The organism is Rossellomorea sp. GQ25 (genome assembly GCF_059758515.1).
In genome coordinates this window covers 23,261-39,738 of the sequence record NZ_JCAXEQ010000013.1, presented here as the reverse complement: position 1 = coordinate 39,738, position 16,478 = coordinate 23,261, and the positions used below count along the sequence as shown (strand labels likewise).

Annotated in this window: 14 protein-coding genes and 1 other annotated feature (1 of these 15 cut by a window edge); all 14 genes read left to right on the top strand. The window is 41.6% G+C overall.

The window, feature by feature from the left end; genetic code table 11:
- Positions 1–47, top strand: a sequence feature (ribosomal protein L10 leader region); it begins 98 nt to the left of the window's first position.
- Between the two features lie 42 nt (positions 48–89).
- The gene (rplJ, locus tag AC6CIB_RS22575; RefSeq protein WP_113970880.1) at positions 90–590 is read left to right on the top strand and encodes a 50S ribosomal protein L10; all 501 of its coding nucleotides are present in this window, start codon (positions 90–92) and stop codon (positions 588–590) included.
- Between the two features lie 57 nt (positions 591–647).
- On the top strand, positions 648–1,007 hold the full coding sequence (gene rplL, locus AC6CIB_RS22570) for a 50S ribosomal protein L7/L12 (RefSeq protein ID WP_148971233.1): 360 nt from the start codon (positions 648–650) through the stop codon (positions 1,005–1,007).
- Positions 1,008–1,163: 156 nt separating this feature from the next.
- Entirely contained in the window at positions 1,164–1,772 is a 609-nt protein-coding gene (locus AC6CIB_RS22565; RefSeq protein ID WP_498284475.1) for a class I SAM-dependent methyltransferase, read from the top strand.
- Positions 1,773–2,004: 232 nt separating this feature from the next.
- On the top strand, positions 2,005–5,562 hold the full coding sequence (gene rpoB, locus AC6CIB_RS22560) for a DNA-directed RNA polymerase subunit beta (RefSeq protein ID WP_498284473.1): 3,558 nt from the start codon (positions 2,005–2,007) through the stop codon (positions 5,560–5,562).
- A 51-nt stretch (positions 5,563–5,613) separates the two neighbouring features.
- Positions 5,614–9,213, top strand: coding sequence for a DNA-directed RNA polymerase subunit beta' (rpoC, locus tag AC6CIB_RS22555; RefSeq protein WP_498284471.1), 3,600 nt, complete (start codon positions 5,614–5,616; stop codon positions 9,211–9,213).
- 160 nt (positions 9,214–9,373) lie between these two features.
- Positions 9,374–9,622, top strand: coding sequence for a 50S ribosomal protein L7ae-like protein (locus tag AC6CIB_RS22550; RefSeq protein WP_498284469.1), 249 nt, complete (start codon positions 9,374–9,376; stop codon positions 9,620–9,622).
- 99 nt (positions 9,623–9,721) lie between these two features.
- The gene (rpsL, locus tag AC6CIB_RS22545; RefSeq protein WP_032085266.1) at positions 9,722–10,144 is read left to right on the top strand and encodes a 30S ribosomal protein S12; all 423 of its coding nucleotides are present in this window, start codon (positions 9,722–9,724) and stop codon (positions 10,142–10,144) included.
- Positions 10,145–10,188: 44 nt separating this feature from the next.
- Positions 10,189–10,659 carry a 30S ribosomal protein S7 gene (rpsG, locus tag AC6CIB_RS22540; RefSeq protein WP_034765993.1) on the top strand — a complete coding sequence of 157 codons (471 nt, stop codon included), beginning with the start codon at positions 10,189–10,191 and terminating at the stop codon, positions 10,657–10,659.
- Positions 10,660–10,710: 51 nt separating this feature from the next.
- Positions 10,711–12,789, top strand: a complete 2,079-nt coding sequence (fusA, locus tag AC6CIB_RS22535) for an elongation factor G (RefSeq protein ID WP_498284467.1) — start codon at positions 10,711–10,713, stop codon at positions 12,787–12,789.
- A gap of 130 nt (positions 12,790–12,919) precedes the next feature.
- Entirely contained in the window at positions 12,920–14,110 is a 1,191-nt protein-coding gene (tuf, locus tag AC6CIB_RS22530) for an elongation factor Tu (RefSeq protein ID WP_113970887.1), read from the top strand.
- Positions 14,111–14,552: 442 nt separating this feature from the next.
- Positions 14,553–14,861: a 30S ribosomal protein S10 gene (gene rpsJ, locus AC6CIB_RS22525; RefSeq protein WP_007085291.1), complete on the top strand. Its 309-nt coding sequence runs from the start codon at positions 14,553–14,555 to the stop codon at positions 14,859–14,861.
- Positions 14,862–14,896: 35 nt separating this feature from the next.
- Positions 14,897–15,526 carry a 50S ribosomal protein L3 gene (gene rplC / locus AC6CIB_RS22520; RefSeq protein ID WP_498284465.1) on the top strand — a complete coding sequence of 210 codons (630 nt, stop codon included), beginning with the start codon at positions 14,897–14,899 and terminating at the stop codon, positions 15,524–15,526.
- A gap of 30 nt (positions 15,527–15,556) precedes the next feature.
- Entirely contained in the window at positions 15,557–16,180 is a 624-nt protein-coding gene (rplD, locus tag AC6CIB_RS22515; protein ID WP_498284463.1) for a 50S ribosomal protein L4, read from the top strand.
- Positions 16,180–16,464 (top strand): 50S ribosomal protein L23, encoded by a 285-nt coding sequence (gene rplW, locus AC6CIB_RS22510; protein ID WP_113970891.1) that lies wholly within the window; start codon positions 16,180–16,182, stop codon positions 16,462–16,464. Before rplD ends, rplW begins: the two co-directional genes overlap by 1 nt.
- Positions 16,465–16,478: the final 14 nt, after the last annotated feature.

Here is a 16,478-nt window from a genome sequence, read left to right as displayed (position 1 = left end):
CAATGCCCTTATGTCTACCTTGATATAAGGGCATTTTTTATTGGATGACGGTATAAATGTTCATCAGTCAATCTACAGGAGGTGTAATGATGAGCAGCATTCTAGAACAAAAGAAACATATCGTTGGAGAAATCTCTGACAAACTAAAAAACAGTGTATCTACAATCGTTGTAGATTACCGTGGTCTGGATGTTTCCGAAGTAACTGAGCTTCGTAAACAACTCCGTGAAGCTGGCATCGACTTCAAAGTGTACAAAAACACTATGGTACGTCGTGCGGCAGAAGAAGCTGGTCTTGAAGGGTTAAACGAATTCTTAACTGGTCCTAACGCAATCGCGTTCAGTAGTGAAGAAGTAGTTGCGCCTGCAAAGATTATTAACAGCTTTGCTAAAGAACACGAAGCGCTTGAAATCAAAGCGGGTGTCATTGAAGGAACAATCACTTCAGTTGAGGATGTTAAAGCAATCGCTGAACTTCCAAGCCGCGAAGGACTTCTTTCTATGCTACTCAGCGTGCTTCAAGCACCAATGCGCAACTTTGCATTGGCAACAAAAGCCGTTGCAGATCAAAAAGAAGAGCAAGGCGCGTAAGTTAAAGCAAGTCGTTTAAATAAAAATTAAGCACACATTACAAGGAGGAAATTTAAAATGAGTAAAGAGCAAATCATTGACGCGATTAAAGAAATGTCAGTTCTTGAATTAAATGATCTAGTTAAAGCAATCGAAGAAGAATTCGGAGTAACTGCTGCTGCACCTGTAGCTGTAGCTGCTGGTGGCGGAGAAGCTGCTGCAGAAAAAACTGAATTCGACGTAATTCTTGAGAGCGCTGGATCTCAAAAAATCAAAGTTATCAAAGTTGTTCGTGAAATCACAGGTCTTGGCCTTAAAGAAGCGAAAGAAGTTGTTGATAACACTCCAAAAGCTCTTAAAGAAGGTATTTCTAAAGAGGAAGCTGAAGAACTTAAAGCTAAACTTGAAGAAGTTGGAGCTGGCGTAGAAGTTAAGTAATGATTGTATAGATGAAAAGCTCGCTATATTTGGCGGGCTTTTTTCTTGTCTGGCTTCTAACAGAATATAAACATGGATGTTTATCGTCCGTTATCTTCAGTCCTTTTGGGAATGATGGTTAATAGACGTGATGTAAGAATGGATGGAGATGATATAATGACCAATCACTATTATTCTCATAACCCTGATGTAGAGAGTAACCCCCAAACGATCACCTTTGAATTAAGAGGACATGCGTTCCGTTTTAAAACGGATCAAGGTGTCTTCTCGAAGAAGGAAGTTGACTTTGGTTCAAGAGCTTTAATAGAAACGTTTGAATTACCTGGCGTAACGGGTCCGTTACTGGATGTCGGTTGTGGGTATGGCCCGATCGGTTTGGCTTTAGCGAAAGACAATGATGATCGTATGGTTCATATGATTGATGTAAACGAGAGAGCGTTGGCTTTAGCGAAAGAAAATGCTAGAGAGAATAAAGTTCAAAACGTGAGCATCTATCAAAGTGACCGATATAGGAATGTCGTTGAAACGGAATTTGCGGCCATTTTAACGAACCCGCCGATAAGAGCAGGGAAAGAAACGGTTCATTCGATTCTTGAAACTAGTTATGACTACCTGAAGGAGAATGGTGAATTATGGGTCGTTATTCAGAAGAAACAAGGTGCTCCATCTGCCATGGAAAAAATGGAAGAATTGTTTTCAAATGTAGAAATTGTCGCTAGAAAAAAGGGATACTACATCTTGAAATCGGTAAAAGAAATCCGTTGACGTAGCTTTACTGCTATGATAACATTATAAAATGCAAAAATATTATTTTCCGGTATTATGTCCATATGTATACATATTGGATAAATTGGAAAAGATTATAAAATAATAGTTCGTCATTTGAAAATGAGGTTTTATCATTAAAACCCTTTTTCTTTTTGTCTTGTGTAGAGTAGCATTCCTACTTGAAGGCATATAGACACAACCAAAACGCTTGATTTGAGGGGTGAATCAGTTGACAGGTCAACTAGTTCAGTATGGACGACACCGCCAACGCAGAAGTTTTGCGCGTATCAGTGAAGTTTTAGAATTACCGAATTTAATCGAAATTCAAACTTCCTCGTATCAATGGTTTCTTGATGAGGGGTTAAGAGAAATGTTCCGTGACATTTCTCCGATTGAGGACTTCACTGGTAATCTCTCTTTGGAATTTATTGACTACAGTCTGGGAGAGCCAAAGTACTCGGTGGAAGAATCAAAGGAAAGAGATGTTACTTACTCTGCACCGCTTAGAGTGAAAGTCCGTCTTGTGAACAAGGAAACAGGAGAAGTAAAAGATCAAGACGTATTTATGGGTGACTTCCCATTAATGACAGACACAGGTACTTTTGTCATTAATGGTGCTGAGCGCGTTATCGTATCTCAGTTAGTACGTTCACCTAGTGTTTACTTTAGCGGAAAAGTAGATAAGAACGGAAAGAAAGGGTTTACTGCTACCGTTATACCAAACCGCGGAGCTTGGCTTGAGTATGAAACAGATGCGAAAGATGTTGTATATGTGCGAATTGATCGAACTCGCAAACTACCGGTAACGGTTCTTTTACGTGCCCTTGGGTTTGGCTCTGATCAAGAAATCATCGATTTAATCGGTGATAATGAGTACATTCGTAACACACTCGAGAAAGACAACACGGAAGGTATCGACAAGGCATTGCTCGAGATTTACGAGCGTCTGCGTCCAGGAGAGCCTCCTACAGTAGAAAATGCTAAAAGTTTACTCGTTTCTCGTTTCTTTGATCCTAAGCGTTATGACTTAGCAAACGTTGGACGTTACAAAATGAACAAAAAGCTTCACATTAAGAACCGTTTATTCGGTCAAACTCTAGCAGAAACTCTAGCAGATCCGGAAACGGGTGAGATTCTGGCGGAGAAAGGCACGGTTCTTGATCGTCGCGCTCTTGATAAGGTTATTCCTTATTTAGAAAATGGCATCGGGTTTAAAAACTACCAACAGTCTGGTGGCGTGTTAGAAGAAGACGTCGTTCTTCAATCTATCAAAATCTATTCTCCTAACGAAGAGGGAGAATTTGAGATTAATGTCATCAGCAATGCGTATGTTGAAGAAGAGGTTAAGTACATTACACCTGCAGATATCATCTCTTCCATTTCGTACTTCTTTAACTTATTACACGGAGTAGGACTAACGGATGATATTGACCACTTAGGTAACCGTCGTTTACGTTCGGTAGGTGAATTGCTTCAAAATCAATTCCGCATCGGTTTATCACGTATGGAGCGTGTAGTTCGTGAAAGAATGTCCATTCAGGACACGAACACGATCACGCCTCAACAACTGATCAACATTCGACCGGTAATCGCATCAATTAAAGAGTTCTTTGGAAGCTCTCAATTGTCTCAATTTATGGATCAAACGAATCCTCTTGCAGAATTAACGCACAAACGTCGTCTTTCTGCTTTAGGACCTGGTGGATTAACGCGTGAACGTGCAGGATTTGAAGTGCGTGACGTACATTACTCCCACTATGGTCGTATGTGTCCGATTGAAACGCCTGAGGGACCAAACATCGGACTGATCAACTCACTTTCTTCATTTGCGAAAGTGAATAAATTCGGCTTTATTGAAACGCCGTATCGTCGTGTTGACCCTGATACAGGGAAAGTAACCGATCGTATCGATTACTTGACAGCAGACGAAGAAGATAACTATGTAGTGGCACAAGCAAACGCACGTCTTGGTGATGACGGAGCATTCCTTGATGAAGAAGTCATCGCTCGTTTCCGTGGTGAAAACACGGTTATCAAGCGTGAACGTCTGGACTACATGGATGTATCTCCTAAACAAGTAGTATCAGCTGCGACAGCATGTATTCCTTTCTTAGAGAACGATGACTCTAACCGTGCTCTTATGGGAGCGAACATGCAGCGACAAGCAGTGCCTTTAATGAATCCGGAATCACCGATCGTCGGAACAGGTATGGAACACGTATCTGCGAAGGACTCTGGTGCAGCAGTGATTTGTAAATATGAAGGTATTGTAGAAAAGGTTGAAGCGAAACAAGTTTGGGTACGTCGTGTGAAAGAAATCGACGGTCAAGAAGTAAAAGGTGACCTCGATAAATATCGTATGCAAAAATTCATCCGTTCTAACCAGGGTACATGTTACAACCAGCGTCCGATCGTAAGTGAAGGCGACCGTGTAGTTAAAGGAGAGATCCTTGCTGATGGTCCTTCAATGGAAAAAGGTGAATTAGCCTTAGGACGTAACGTAATGGTTGGATTCATGACTTGGGACGGTTACAACTATGAAGATGCGATCATCATGAGTGAACGTCTTGTAAAAGACGATGTATATACTTCTATTCATATTGAAGAATATGAGTCTGAATCTCGTGATACGAAATTAGGACCTGAAGAGATCACTCGTGATATTCCAAACGTTGGTGAAGATGCACTTCGCAATCTTGATGAACGTGGAATTATCCGCATCGGTGCGGAAGTAAAAGATGGCGACTTACTTGTCGGTAAAGTAACGCCTAAAGGTGTAACAGAGTTGACTGCTGAAGAACGCTTATTACATGCAATCTTCGGTGAGAAAGCTCGTGAAGTCCGGGATACATCTCTCCGTGTACCACATGGTGGGGGAGGAATCATCCTCGATGTCAAAGTCTTCAATCGTGAAGACGGCGATGAATTACCACCAGGTGTAAACCAGCTTGTACGTGTATACATCGTTCAGAAGCGTAAGATTTCTGAGGGTGACAAAATGGCTGGACGTCACGGTAACAAAGGTGTTATCTCTAGAATCCTTCCTGAAGAAGACATGCCGTTCTTACCAGACGGAACACCGATCGATATTATGTTGAACCCATTAGGGGTACCATCACGTATGAATATCGGACAGGTGCTTGAACTTCACTTAGGTATGGCAGCAAGATATCTTGGTGTACATGTCGCTTCACCGGTATTTGATGGAGCACGTGAGGAAGACGTATGGGCAACCATCGAAGAAGCCGGTATGGCACGTGATGCGAAAACCGTTCTTTATGATGGTAGAACAGGTGAACCGTTTGATAACCGTGTATCAGTGGGGATCATGTATATGATCAAGCTTGCTCACATGGTCGATGACAAACTTCACGCACGTTCAACAGGTCCTTATTCACTTGTTACGCAGCAGCCACTCGGGGGTAAAGCTCAATTCGGTGGCCAGCGTTTCGGTGAGATGGAGGTATGGGCACTTGAAGCTTATGGTGCTGCTTACACTCTACAAGAAATTCTAACGGTTAAGTCTGATGATGTTGTGGGTCGTGTGAAAACATACGAAGCCATTGTCAAAGGTGAAAACGTTCCTGAACCTGGAGTTCCGGAATCCTTCAAGGTTCTGATCAAAGAGCTTCAAAGTTTAGGTATGGATGTTAAGATCCTCTCTAGTAACGAAGAAGAAATTGAAATGCGTGACTTAGAGGACGAAGAAGAAGTACAGCAAGCAGACACGCTAAATATCTCTGAATCTAATGCACAAGAATCCGAGACAGTAGGGTCAAAAGAATAAATTTAGAGCAATTAGGGTTAGAGCCTGTAGATTAAAAGGGAGGTAGGCCCCTTGCTAGATGTAAATAATTTTGAGTATATGAAAATTGGTTTAGCTTCCCCCGATAAGATCCGTTCGTGGTCTTTCGGGGAGGTCAAAAAACCTGAAACGATTAACTATCGTACATTAAAACCTGAAAAAGATGGTTTGTTCTGTGAACGTATCTTCGGTCCTACGAAGGACTGGGAATGTCACTGTGGAAAATACAAGCGTGTACGCTATAAAGGCGTCGTTTGTGACCGCTGTGGTGTTGAAGTAACGAAGGCTAAAGTTCGTCGTGAACGCATGGGTCACATTGAACTGGCTGCCCCTGTATCCCACATCTGGTACTTCAAAGGAATTCCAAGCCGTATGGGACTTGTTTTAGACATGTCTCCCCGTGCTTTGGAAGAAGTTATTTACTTCGCTTCCTATGTTGTAACAGAACCGGGTGACACGGCTCTGGAAAGAAAGCAACTTCTTTCTGAGAAAGAGTACCGTGCGTATCGTGAGAAATACGGAGTAAAATTCCAAGCTGCAATGGGAGCTGAAGCGATTAAAAAGCTTCTTCAAGACATTGACTTGGATAAAGAAGCTGATTTCCTTAAAGAAGAACTGAAGACAGCTCAAGGTCAACGCCGTACCCGTGCAATCAAACGTTTAGAAGTGGTGGAATCTTTCAGAAACTCAGGAAATGATCCGGACTGGATGATTCTTGATGTACTACCTGTCATTCCTCCAGAGCTTCGCCCGATGGTTCAGCTTGACGGTGGACGCTTTGCAACTTCTGACTTAAATGATTTATATCGTCGTGTTATTAACCGTAATAACCGTCTGAAGCGTTTATTGGACCTTGGTGCCCCAAGCATCATCGTTCAAAACGAGAAGCGTATGCTTCAAGAAGCGGTGGACGCTTTAATTGATAATGGTCGCCGTGGCCGTCCAGTTACCGGACCAGGAAACCGTCCATTAAAATCCCTTTCACATATGCTTAAAGGGAAGCAAGGTCGTTTCCGTCAGAACCTTCTTGGTAAACGTGTTGACTATTCAGGTCGTTCTGTAATCGTCGTTGGACCTAACCTTAAGATGTATCAATGTGGTCTTCCTAAAGAAATGGCACTTGAGTTATTCAAACCATTTGTTATGAAAGAACTTGTTGAAAAGGGATTGGCTCACAACATTAAGAGTGCAAAACGCAAGATCGAACGCGTACAACCGGAAGTATGGGATGTATTAGAAGGGGTTATTAAAGAACATCCAGTTCTCTTAAACCGTGCACCTACTCTTCACAGACTTGGTATTCAAGCATTTGAACCAACTCTTGTCGAAGGTAGAGCGATCCGTCTTCACCCACTTGTATGTACTGCATACAACGCGGATTTCGATGGTGACCAAATGGCGGTTCACGTACCTCTATCTTCTGAAGCACAAGCTGAAGCACGCATGCTGATGCTTGCTGCCCAAAACATTCTTAATCCGAAAGACGGTAAGCCAGTTGTTACTCCGTCCCAGGATATGGTATTAGGTAACTATTACCTGACACTTGAGCGTGAAAATGCTGTTGGTGAAGGTATGATCTTTACAGATGCTAATGAAGTTATCCTTGCGTATCAAAATGGATATGTTCACTTGCATACTCGTATTGCGATCCATGCAAGCACCATCAACAACAAAACGTTTACTGAGAAACAAAATCAACAATTATTATTAACTACGGTTGGTAAAGTGATCTTTAACGAGATCTTACCAGATACCTTCCCGTTCATTAACGAACCAACAAGAACGAACTTGGAAGTAGCTACTCCTGAGAACTACTTTGTTGACCCGGCAACGGACGTTAAAGAGGTATTCCAAAATCGTGAGTTAATCAACCCATTCAAAAAAGGTTTCTTAGGGAATATCATTGCGGAAGTATTCAAGAAGTTCGCTATCACAGAAACGTCTCGTATGCTTGATAAAATGAAAGACTTAGGATTCAAATACTCTACTAAAGCCGGTATTACGGTTGGTATCGCAGATATCGTCGTACTAGCGGAAAAAGAAAAAATCTTAATCGAAGCGCAAAGTAAAGTAGACAACGTATTAAAACAATTTAAACGTGGTCTTATTACAGAGGATGAGAGATATGATCGCGTCATCTCAATCTGGAGCGCTGCGAAAGATACCATTCAAGGTAAATTAATGGCGACACTGGATAAGCGCAACCCAATCTTCATGATGAGTGATTCAGGTGCCCGTGGTAACGCATCTAACTTTACTCAGCTTGCTGGTATGCGTGGACTGATGGCCAACCCGGCTGGTCGTATCATTGAATTACCGATCAAATCAAGTTTCCGTGAAGGTTTAACGGTTCTTGAGTACTTTATCTCTACACATGGTGCCCGTAAAGGTCTTGCCGATACAGCACTGAAAACAGCTGACTCAGGTTACCTGACACGTCGTCTTGTTGATGTGGCTCAAGATGTGATTGTTCGTGAAGAAGACTGTGGAACGGACAGAGGCTTACTTGTAGGCTCCATTAAAGAGGGTACCGAAATCATCGAACCTCTTGAAGAACGTTTACTTGGTCGTTATTCACGTAAAACATTACGTCACCCTGAGACAGATGAAATCATCATCACAGAAAATCAGCTGATCACAGAAGACTTAGCTAAGACGATCATTGATGCTGGTGTCGAACATGTTTCGATCCGTTCTGCTTTCACATGTCACACGAGACATGGGGTTTGTGAGAAATGTTACGGAACGAACTTGGCAACAGGTCAAAAAGTCGAAGTAGGGGAAGCTGTTGGGATCATCGCTGCTCAATCCATCGGGGAACCTGGTACACAGTTAACGATGCGTACGTTCCATACTGGTGGGGTTGCAGGAGACGATATCACTCAAGGTTTACCGCGTATCCAAGAGATCTTCGAAGCGCGTAACCCTAAAGGTCAAGCCGTTATTTCTGAAATTGATGGTGTAATTACTTCCATCAGTGAAGGAAAAGATCGACAGTACGAAATTACCGTTCAAGGTGACGTGGAAACGAGAAGTTACACAGCTCCTTACACAGCCCGCTTGAAATTCGCTGTGAACGATAAAGTAGCACGCGGTCAGGAGATCACTGAAGGTTCAATCGATCCTAAAGAACTTCTTAAAGTGCGTGATGTGTCAGCTGTTCAGGAATACTTGCTGCGTGAGGTACAAAAAGTATACCGTATGCAAGGGGTTGAAATCGGCGACAAACACGTTGAGGTCATGGTTCGTCAAATGTTACGCAAGGTTCGTGTTATTGATGCGGGTGAATCTGAGGTACTTCCAGGTACTCTTATGGACATCCATCAATTTAGAGATGCGAACGAAAAAGCACTATTTGGCGGAAAGCTTCCAGCAACAGGACGTCCTGTACTGCTCGGAATCACCAAAGCTTCACTTGAAACGGACTCCTTCTTATCAGCAGCATCGTTCCAGGAAACAACTCGTGTGCTAACGGACGCTGCCATTAAAGGAAAACGTGATGAGTTACTTGGATTGAAAGAAAATGTTATCATCGGTAAATTGGTTCCTGCCGGTACAGGTATGCAACGTTACCGCAAGGCAGAGCCGGTATTAGCAGAAGATACTAGTGAAGAAACAGTAACAGTAGAGTAATCTATTTAGGCTAACTCTTAGGCGCGTTTGATTGCTCAAACATAAGCTCTAAGAGTTAGCTTTTATAAATCTTTTAAATCTTTGTTGACATAGAGATTTTAAGATGATAATATATTCAAGGTTGCTCCTATTAATAACCTGTTACTTTGGAGGATAAGAAATGTCTTATGAAAAAGTAGCGCAGGCTAAAGAAATTATTGTAGGAACAAAGCAAGCAGTGAAAGCTCTAAAAACAGGTCATGTACTAGAAGTTGTTATTGCGGAGGATGCTGATCCCAAAGTTACAGCGAAAGTAGTTCAGGCCGCTATTGATCTTAAAGTATCGGTTAACAAAGTGGATTCTATGAAGAAACTTGGTAAATCGTGCGGAATAGATGTTGGAGCAGCAGCTGTTGCGATTATACAGTAAAATAGTTTTTGTAGAAGCTATCTGCAAAAACTTTACTTTTACCCAAAAAAGAACCACCTGGATGTGTGGGCTTACCAAATAAGAAGGGAGGAAAACAAAATGCCAACTATTAACCAATTAGTTCGCAAGCCTCGTCAGTCTAAATCAACTAAATCAAAGTCACCTGCACTTAACAAAGGTTATAACAGCTTTAAGAAAGTGCACACGAACTTGTCTTCTCCACAAAAACGTGGTGTATGTACTCGTGTTGGTACAATGACTCCAAAGAAACCAAACTCGGCACTACGTAAATATGCTCGTGTTCGTTTAACAAATGGAATCGAGGTTACTGCTTACATTCCTGGTATCGGACATAACCTTCAAGAGCACAGTGTTGTTCTTATCCGTGGAGGACGTGTAAAGGATTTACCAGGGGTACGTTATCACATCGTACGTGGTGCGCTTGATACAGCTGGAGTTGAAGGCCGTATGCAAGGACGTTCTAAATACGGAACTAAGCGCCCTAAAGCAGCTAAAAAATAATAAAAAAATCATAAATTCATTTCTCGTTGAAAGGAGGAAATCACATGCCACGTAAAGGTCCTGTAGCAAAAAGAGACGTTTTACCTGATCCAATGTACAATTCAAAACTAGTTACTCGTTTAATCAACAAAATCATGATTGACGGTAAAAGAGGTAAAGCTCAAAAGAAACTATACGCTGCGTTTGATATCATTAGCGAGCGTTCAGGTAAAGATGCAATGGAAGTTTTCGATGCAGCTCTAAAAAATATCATGCCGGTATTAGAAGTTAAAGCTCGTCGTGTTGGTGGTTCAAACTATCAAGTACCTGTAGAGGTGCGTCCAGAGCGTCGTACTACATTAGGTCTTCGTTGGTTAGTAAACTACTCTCGTCTTCGCGGTGAGAAGACAATGGAAGAGCGTTTAGCTAACGAAATCCTTGATGCAGCTAATAACACTGGAGCTTCTGTTAAGAAGCGTGAAGATACACACAAGATGGCTGAAGCGAACAAAGCGTTTGCTCACTATCGTTGGTAATCTGATCAAAAACATTCAAATCATTCTCATATAAGGAAGGAGAAAGACCGCATGCCTAGAGAGTTCTCCTTAGAAAACACTCGTAATATCGGTATCATGGCTCACATCGATGCTGGTAAAACAACTGCAACTGAGCGTATCCTATTTTATACAGGTCGTATCCATAAAATTGGAGAAACTCACGAAGGTGCTTCTCAAATGGACTGGATGGAGCAAGAGCAAGAACGTGGTATCACTATCACTTCTGCTGCGACAACAGCTCAATGGAAAGGCCATCGTATTAACATCATCGATACACCGGGACACGTAGACTTCACTGTTGAAGTTGAGCGTTCACTCCGTGTACTTGATGGTGCAGTAGCAGTACTTGATGCTCAATCTGGTGTTGAGCCTCAAACTGAAACAGTATGGCGCCAAGCAACAACTTACGGGGTTCCCCGTGTTGTGTTCGTTAACAAAATGGACAAAATCGGTGCTGACTTCCTTTATTCTGTAGGTACACTTCATGAGCGTTTACAAGCGAATGCACATCCAATTCAGCTTCCAATCGGTGCTGAGGATGATTTCGAAGGTATCATCGACTTAGTAGAAATGAAAGCATACTTCTATGAAGATGACCTTGGAACACGTGCAGAAGCTCGTGACATTCCTGAAGAGTACAAAGATCAAGCTGAAGAATACCGCGGAAAGTTAATTGAAGCTGTTTCTGAACTTGATGAAGAGCTAATGATGAAGTACTTAGAAGGTGAAGAGCTTTCTAACGAAGAAATCAAAGCTGCTATCCGTGCGGCAACACTGACTGTTGAGTTCTACCCGGTAGTTTGTGGATCTGCATTCAAAAACAAAGGGGTTCAATTATTAATTGACTCAGTTATCGACTATCTTCCAGCGCCAACAGACGTTGAAGATATCAAAGGTTTTGTACCTGAAACAGAAGAAGAAGTAACTCGTCCATCTACAGACGATGCGCCATTCTCTGCTTTAGCGTTCAAAGTTGCAACTGACCCTTATGTTGGTAAATTAACATTCTTCCGTGTTTACTCTGGTGTTCTTGAGTCAGGATCATACGTAAGAAACTCTTCAAAAGGAAAACGTGAACGTGTAGGTCGTATCCTGCAAATGCATGCTAACTCCCGTGAAGAAATTTCTAAAGTATATGCTGGAGACATTGCAGCAGCAGTTGGTCTGAAAGATACTTCTACTGGAGATACACTATGTGATGAAAAGAGTTTGGTTATTCTTGAATCCATGGTATTCCCAGAGCCGGTAATCTCACTATCTGTTGAGCCTAAATCAAAAGCTGACCAAGATAAAATGACTACTGCTCTACAAAAACTTCAAGAGGAAGATCCAACATTCCGTGCGCATACTGACCAGGAAACAGGTCAAGTTATCATCGCGGGTATGGGTGAGCTTCACTTAGATATCATCGTTGACCGTATGAAACGTGAATTTAAAGTAGAAGCAAACGTAGGTGCTCCTCAAGTATCTTACCGTGAGACTTTCCGTGATACGGCTAAAGTTGAAGGTAAGTTCGCCCGTCAATCTGGTGGACGTGGACAATTCGGACACGTTTGGATCGAATTCTCACCTAACGAAGAAGGTAAAGGATTCGAATTCGAGAACGGTATCGTCGGTGGTGTAGTTCCTCGTGAATACATCCCTGCAGTACAAGCCGGTCTATCTGACGCTTTAGAAAATGGTGTCTTAGCTGGTTTCCCACTTGTTGATGTTAAAGCAAGATTATTCGATGGTTCATACCATGATGTTGACTCCTCTGAAATGGCGTTTAAGATCGCTGCTTCTATGGCACTTAAGAATGCCGCTTCTAAATGTAAGCCGGTAATCTTAGAGCCAATGATGAAGGTTGAGGTTGTTATCCCTGAGGAATACCTTGGAGATATCATGGGTGATGTAACTTCTCGTCGTGGACGTGTAGAAGGTATGGAAGCACGCGGTAACGCTCAAGTCGTTAAAGCGTTCGTACCTCTATCAGAAATGTTTGGATATGCAACTTCCCTTCGTTCTAACACACAAGGACGTGGAACATACTCCATGCACTTCGATCACTATGAAGAAGTACCTAAATCGATTTCTGAAGAGATCATCAAAAAAAATAAAGGTGAATAATTGATTTATTCCCTTATATAAAGTATAAATACTATTGTAAGCATTACTGGTTCAGGGGCGGCAACAAACTGCCTCTGGATTAGCCTAACAAATATACTTATTTTCTTTAAAATTAAAGGAGGATTTTCAAATGGGTAAGGAAAAATTTGATCGTTCCAAGCAACATGCGAATATCGGTACAATCGGTCACGTTGACCATGGTAAAACAACTCTAACAGCTGCAATCACAACTACACTTCACAAGAAGTATGGTCGTGGAACTGCAATGGCATATGACCAAATTGACGGTGCTCCAGAAGAAAGAGAGCGTGGAATCACAATCTCTACTGCACACGTTGAGTATGAAACTGATACTCGTCACTATGCACACGTTGACTGCCCAGGACATGCTGACTATGTTAAAAACATGATCACTGGTGCAGCACAAATGGATGGTGGGATCCTAGTAGTTTCTGCTGCTGATGGCCCAATGCCACAAACTCGTGAGCACATCCTTCTTTCTCGTCAAGTAGGTGTTCCATACCTAGTTGTATTCATGAACAAATGTGACATGGTAGACGACGAAGAGCTACTTGAATTAGTAGAAATGGAAGTACGTGACCTTCTTTCTGAGTACGATTTCCCTGGCGATGACGTACCAGTAATCAAAGGTTCTGCTCTTAAAGCTCTTGAAGGAGAAGCTGAGTGGGAAGAAAAAATCTACGAACTTATGGAAGCTGTAGATAGCTACATCCCAACTCCAGAGCGTGACACTGAAAAGCCATTCATGATGCCTGTTGAGGATGTATTCTCAATCACAGGTCGTGGTACAGTTGCTACTGGTCGTGTTGAGCGTGGACAAGTTAAAGTTGGAGACACTATCGACATCATTGGTCTTTCTGAAGAGCCAAAATCTACAACTGTAACAGGTGTAGAAATGTTCCGTAAGCTTCTTGACTATGCTGAAGCTGGAGACAACATCGGTGCACTACTTCGTGGTGTAGCTCGTGAAGATATCCAACGTGGACAAGTACTTGCTAAGCCAGGTACAATCACTCCACACACAAAGTTCAAAGCAGAAGTTTATGTTCTTTCTAAAGAAGAGGGTGGACGTCACACTCCATTCTTCACTAACTACCGCCCACAGTTCTACTTCCGTACAACTGACGTAACTGGTATCTGTAACCTTCCTGAAGGTGTAGAAATGGTTATGCCTGGCGATAACATCGAAATGACTGTTGAGCTTATCGCTCCAATCGCTATCGAAGAAGGTACTAAGTTCTCTATCCGTGAGGGTGGACGTACTGTAGGTGCTGGAGTAGTAGCTACAATCACTGAGTAATCATTGATATCAAAAACAGATGGACATCATGTCCATCTGTTTTTTTGCGTCTATATAGGCATTCACTTTGGAGATCCTTCCCAACTACATCAATCTTAAATTGAAAGTAGTCGAGTTTCTTCTATATATATTCTATGAATCATTTCTATATTACTGACTGTTGAGAATAAGTATAGTGGTTATATTTAATATTGTGAAAATAATATATAGCCTTGAAAATATTAGGCTTCGTTTGTATAATAGAGAAAGTGTGCAAAACATAAAGAATTTGCAAGAAACAGTTGCATCTTCTAGGTGTTTTAGTTATAATAGACAATGTTGGTCTTTGACTGCGATGAAACAGAAGGTTGCTGACACACACGGCCGCTTTGCCATGGCGAGTGTGTGGGAAATTTCTGTGGAGAATGTCTATTCAAAAATAGGCGATAAAGGAGGGAAAATAATGGCAAAACAAAAGATTCGTATCCGTTTAAAGGCTTATGATCACAGAATTCTTGATCAATCAGCTGAGAAAATTGTTGAAACAGCAAAACGTTCTGGTGCGGCGGTTTCTGGACCGATCCCACTACCAACTGAAAAGTCTGTTTACACAATCTTACGTGCTGTGCACAAATACAAAGATTCTCGTGAGCAATTCGAAATGCGTACTCATAAACGCTTAATCGACATTGTAAACCCAACACCTCAAACAGTTGATGCGCTTATGCGTTTAGACTTACCATCAGGTGTAGATATCGAAATCAAACTTTAATTCATAAAAACCATAATTATTAGGAGGTGTGACTTATGACCAAAGGAATCTTAGGAAGAAAGATTGGTATGACTCAAGTTTTCGCTGAAAACGGTGATCTTATCCCTGTAACTGTTATCGAAGCTGCTCAAAACGTTGTACTTCAAAAGAAATCTATCGATGTTGATGGCTACGAAGCTATCCAAGTAGGTTTTGAAGACAAACGTGAAAAGCTTTCTAACAAACCAGAGAGAGGCCACGTTGCTAAAGCTGAAACTGCTCCTAAGCGCTTCATCCGTGAAATCCGCGGTGTAAACGTAGAAGAGTACGAAGTTGGTCAAGAAGTCAAAGTTGATATTTTCGCGGCAGGCGAAATCGTAGATGTAACAGGAGTTTCAAAAGGTAAAGGATTCCAAGGTGCAATCAAGCGTCATAACCAATCTCGCGGACCTATGTCCCATGGTTCTCGTTACCACCGTCGTCCTGGTTCAATGGGTCCTGTTGATCCAAACCGTGTATTCAAAGGTAAATTACTACCTGGACGTATGGGCGGAGAGCAAATTACAATTCAAAATCTTGAAATTGTAAAAATTGATGCTGATCGTAACCTTATCTTAGTAAAAGGGAATGTACCTGGACCTAAGAAACAACTGATCAAAGTAAAGTCAGCTATTAAAGCAAACTAATAGAACTTTTCAAGAAAGGAGGAAACAAGAATGCCGAAAGTAGCATTATTTAACCAAAGCGGTTCTAAAGTTGGTGATATCGAACTTAATGACACTGTTTTTGGTATCGAACCAAACAAACATGTAATGTTTGAAGCAGTATTGATGCAAAGAGCTTCTTTACGTCAAGGTAATCACAAAGTAAAAAATCGTTCTGAAGTACGTGGCGGTGGGCGTAAGCCTTGGCGTCAAAAAGGAACTGGCCGTGCTCGTCAAGGGTCAATCCGTTCTCCACAATGGCGCGGTGGTGGTACTGTATTTGGACCAGTTCCACGCAGCTACAGCTACAAACTTCCTAAGAAAGTTCGTCGCTTAGCGATCAAATCTGCTCTTTCTTCTAAAGTAGTAGAAGAAAACATTTTAGTATTAGAAGCATTATCATTCGATGCTCCTAAAACAAAAGAATTTGCTAACGTTCTTAAAGGTCTTTCAGTTAACTCTAAAACATTAGTTATCACTGATGGAATCGACGAAAACGTAGCACTTTCAGCTCGTAACATCCCTGGTGTAACTGTTGTTCCTGCTGATGGAATTAGCGTTCTGGATGTATTAGGACACGACAAACTAGTGATCACTAAATCAGCTGTTGAAAAAGTAGAGGAGGTGCTTGCATAATGGATGTACGTGAAATCATTAAGCGCCCCGTAATTACAGAGGCTTCAACTGATCTTATGTCTGAGAAAAAGTATACTTTCGAAGTTGATACTAGAGCGAACAAAACTCAAGTAAAAGACGCTGTTGAAGTAATCTTTGACGTGAAAGTAGATAAAGTTAACATCATGAACTACAAAGGTAAGTTCAAACGTATGGGTAAACACGCTGGTTACACTAACAAGCGTCGTAAAGCAATCGTTAAACTTACTGCTGATAGTAAAGAAATCGAATTCTTTGAAGTATAAAATTCTTTAATTAA

What these genes read in the sequence shown, in the direction of transcription:
- rpsG (WP_034765993.1), top strand. Translation starts at nt 10,189, where the DNA reads ATGCCACGTAAAGGTCCTGTAGCAAAAAGAGACGTTTTACCTGATCCA.
- AC6CIB_RS22565 (WP_498284475.1), top strand. Translation starts at nt 1,164, where the DNA reads ATGACCAATCACTATTATTCTCATAACCCTGATGTAGAGAGTAACCCC.
- rplW (WP_113970891.1), top strand. Translation starts at nt 16,180, where the DNA reads ATGGATGTACGTGAAATCATTAAGCGCCCCGTAATTACAGAGGCTTCA.
- rpsJ (WP_007085291.1), top strand. Translation starts at nt 14,553, where the DNA reads ATGGCAAAACAAAAGATTCGTATCCGTTTAAAGGCTTATGATCACAGA.
- rplL (WP_148971233.1), top strand. Translation starts at nt 648, where the DNA reads ATGAGTAAAGAGCAAATCATTGACGCGATTAAAGAAATGTCAGTTCTT.
- AC6CIB_RS22550 (WP_498284469.1), top strand. Translation starts at nt 9,374, where the DNA reads ATGTCTTATGAAAAAGTAGCGCAGGCTAAAGAAATTATTGTAGGAACA.
- tuf (WP_113970887.1), top strand. Translation starts at nt 12,920, where the DNA reads ATGGGTAAGGAAAAATTTGATCGTTCCAAGCAACATGCGAATATCGGT.
- rplJ (WP_113970880.1), top strand. Translation starts at nt 90, where the DNA reads ATGAGCAGCATTCTAGAACAAAAGAAACATATCGTTGGAGAAATCTCT.
- rplD (WP_498284463.1), top strand. Translation starts at nt 15,557, where the DNA reads ATGCCGAAAGTAGCATTATTTAACCAAAGCGGTTCTAAAGTTGGTGAT.
- rpsL (WP_032085266.1), top strand. Translation starts at nt 9,722, where the DNA reads ATGCCAACTATTAACCAATTAGTTCGCAAGCCTCGTCAGTCTAAATCA.
- rplC (WP_498284465.1), top strand. Translation starts at nt 14,897, where the DNA reads ATGACCAAAGGAATCTTAGGAAGAAAGATTGGTATGACTCAAGTTTTC.
- fusA (WP_498284467.1), top strand. Translation starts at nt 10,711, where the DNA reads ATGCCTAGAGAGTTCTCCTTAGAAAACACTCGTAATATCGGTATCATG.